At 66.8% G+C, this 2,718-nt stretch carries 1 protein-coding gene and 2 pseudogenes; 2 read left to right on the top strand and 1 reads right to left on the bottom strand.

The annotated features are described in order from the left end of the window. Positions 1–104: 104 nt before the first annotated feature. Positions 105–1,721, bottom strand: a complete 1,617-nt coding sequence (locus ABZ904_RS51010) for a metallophosphoesterase family protein (protein ID WP_361006298.1) — start codon at positions 1,719–1,721, stop codon at positions 105–107. Positions 1,722–2,199: 478 nt separating this feature from the next. Between ABZ904_RS51010 and ABZ904_RS51005 the strand changes: the two are divergent. Then, positions 2,200–2,344: pseudogene (locus ABZ904_RS51005) on the top strand (IS5/IS1182 family transposase); the annotation flags it as partial. Positions 2,345–2,543: 199 nt separating this feature from the next. Beyond that, positions 2,544–2,718: pseudogene (locus tag ABZ904_RS51000) on the top strand (RNA-guided endonuclease TnpB family protein); the annotation flags it as partial.

The raw sequence follows: 2,718 nt of genomic DNA, 5'->3' as shown, positions 1-2,718 counted from the left end.
GCTACCTCGCCGGCCTCCACCTGCGCGCCTCAATGATCTGGCTCAAGGACCTCACCCGGACGACCTGTTGATCACAACCAAATACGCGCCCTAGTCGCGGTGGTTCAGTGCTGGCCGTGGCCGCCGTCACTACGACGGCGTTGGAGCGTGAACTTCTCGAAGACCGACAGCTCACCTGTGGGCGTGATGATGTTGTAGTAGGTGACGTGAATGCGGGTCATGTCACCGGAGTGACGGCCCGGGTCGACGGCGAACTCGGCGAAGCCGTACGGATGCTCCGCGTCGCGGACGCCGATCCAGACCGCCGTCTCCTTCTCCTTGACCGAGTTGAACTTGCCGACGTGCTCCATCTGGACGTATGCCGAGTGATGCCCGTGACCGTCGGCGTCGTCGGTGGTGAAGCTGTTGTTGGTGATGCCGGACACGCCGCCCCCGCCGAGGACCATGTGCGTCGTGCCGTGCGCGCTGTCGATCAAGTCGAGTGCGGTCTGACTCGGGTTGGGTGTGAGGGTGACGCTGCCGGGGACGACGCCACGCACCGCCAACGAGCGCTCGTAGTCGTGCTCGTGGCCACAGACCACCAGGTCGACGCCGTACTTGTCGAACAGCGGGCCGTACGCCGCACGCAGCGCGACATCGGCGCCGTTCGCGGCGGTCGCAGAGCTGATCATCACCTGGTGCATACAGATGACGATCCAGTCGATGTCCTTCGAAGCCCGCGCCGACTTGAGCTCCTTCTCCAGCCAGGCGAGTTGCCGACCGCCGGAGTAGCCGTTGATGTAGATGTCGCCGCCCTCCTGCAGGGCGATGTCGTCGTTCTGCAGGGAGATCACCTTCACCGAGCCGACCGTGAAGGAGTACCAGAGGTTGTCGAGCTCGGGCTGGGTCTCGGTCGAGGGCAACTCGAAGTAGGTCTGGTACGCGTCGAGACCGAGCTTGCCGTTGCCCAACTCGATCTCATGGTTGCCCGCGGCGGGCATCCACGGACGGAATCGCGCTGAGCGGCTGTTGTTGGCGAGGAAGTCGTGCCAGACGCGAATGCGGTCGGGCCCGGTGTTGGCGTAGCAGAGGTCACCGTTGAGGAGATGGAACAGCGGGCCGACCTTCTCGATGCCGGTGACGATGTCGGCAGCGGCGGGCGTCGCGTTGGGCTCGAAGTCCCGGCCAGAGGCGTCGGCCGGGTTCGCACCGGTCTTCCACGTCACACTGGGCGCACCCTGGTCGCCGAAGCTGGTGAACGTGAACGGAGCCCTGCCGGACGGCGCCGTGTGGAAGGTACCAGCGTCGGGGGTGGCGCCGTCGTGCTGGGCCGCGTACAGGTAGTCGGTGTCGGCCTTGAGCTTGCTGATCAGCGCGTGATGGACCCAGACGGTCCGCCCGGAGGTGCCGTCCACGTAGGTCTTCGTCGTCGCGTGCACTGTGGAGCCGAAGCCGCCGCTCAGCGTGCCGTAAACGACCCTGGGGTTCTTGACGGCCGCGTCGGTGACCCACGAGACGACCATCTGGCTGCGCGGGTCGGCGCCGAAGGTCAGGTGCAGGCCCTGGACGGGGGTGGTGGCCGAGCCGGTGGTGAGACCGGTGACCTCCGACCTCGCCGGGACCGCCTCGGCGGTTCCGGCGCCGAGGACCAGTGGCCCGGCAGCGGCGCCGGACACTGACGCGCCGAACAGGCCGAGCGCGTTGCGACGAGAGATTCTGGTTTGCTTGGGTTCTTCGGACATTCCAGGGGCCTTTCGCGTCGTCGGGTGCAGTCGCACACCGACCGGACAGCAGCGCTCCGAACCTGCCAGCGGGCTGCGGCAGGTCAGCGGTGCGCGCACTCACGGACGCTAGGAAACACGGTCGACCGGAGCGGTGAGACAGGTATGAACGCCAGATGGCGGTCACCGCAACGGACGGCAATTCCCGGCGGCCTGGCCCTGTCTTGGCTAATGCCTTGGAGCGGTTGGGGTGTTCGGGCGCGCTCCCGTCAATCGTTTGATGAAGTCGACGCCGCGAGGCCCGCGCGCCATCTCGTCGGCACAGGGTCTCCGCGACGGTTCGATGTCCCGGTGCGGGACGTCACGTCGGATGGCCGCGTAAAGCTCAACCCGCGATCGCTGCGGCGGCATCGGTACGAAAGATCATGCGAGGCCGGGCGCGAGTGCCAGCAACTGTTGCGCAACCACGACCTGCAGTCCCTCTCCAGGGCGCAGCTGGCTGCGCAAGCGAGGCATCCCGCACCGCATCGCCCGCAAGGCTCGAGTCCTCCACCCGGCTCGGCCGGCACCGCTGGACGATCGAGCGCACGATGTCCCGGCTGGGCGGCTGCCACCGTCTGCACCGCCGCTACGAACGCAAGGCCGAGCACTTCCTGGCCTTCACCGGGTTCCTCCGAGGATGCCCCGGCCTTCAGGCGGGGGAGGAATCGGACTCCTGCGGAGCAGGACAGGAAATAGGGGTTTCGCCTCCAGGGCGAAAGACCGTCCACCCGCGACGAGGTGAGCGAGCCCGTGGCGATCAAGAGGTCTCAACTGTCAGTCCTCCCATATAGGTTCGGATGCATGACGACAGACGCGACCACGGAGGGGGCCGGGCATGCCCGGTACTCCTTTCGTGTGCGCCTGTCTGCTACCGCGCGGCTCGCACTTGAAGCGGAGTGGGACCGCTGCCGGTGGCTCTGGAATGAATGCGTGGCCAAGTCCAAGCAGGTCCACCAGCAGAGCAAGGAGTCCGGTG

The sequence above is a fragment of the Streptomyces sp. NPDC046900 genome (genome assembly GCF_040644975.1).
Classification (GTDB): domain Bacteria; phylum Actinomycetota; class Actinomycetes; order Streptomycetales; family Streptomycetaceae; genus Streptomyces.
Note: the sequence above shows the minus strand (reverse complement) of the source record. Positions and strands in the feature narration are given on the sequence as shown.

Excerpts from the sequence above, each read along its gene's own strand:
- ABZ904_RS51010 (WP_361006298.1), bottom strand. The coding sequence starts at position 1,721 with ATGTCCGAAGAACCCAAGCAAACCAGAATCTCTCGTCGCAACGCGCTC.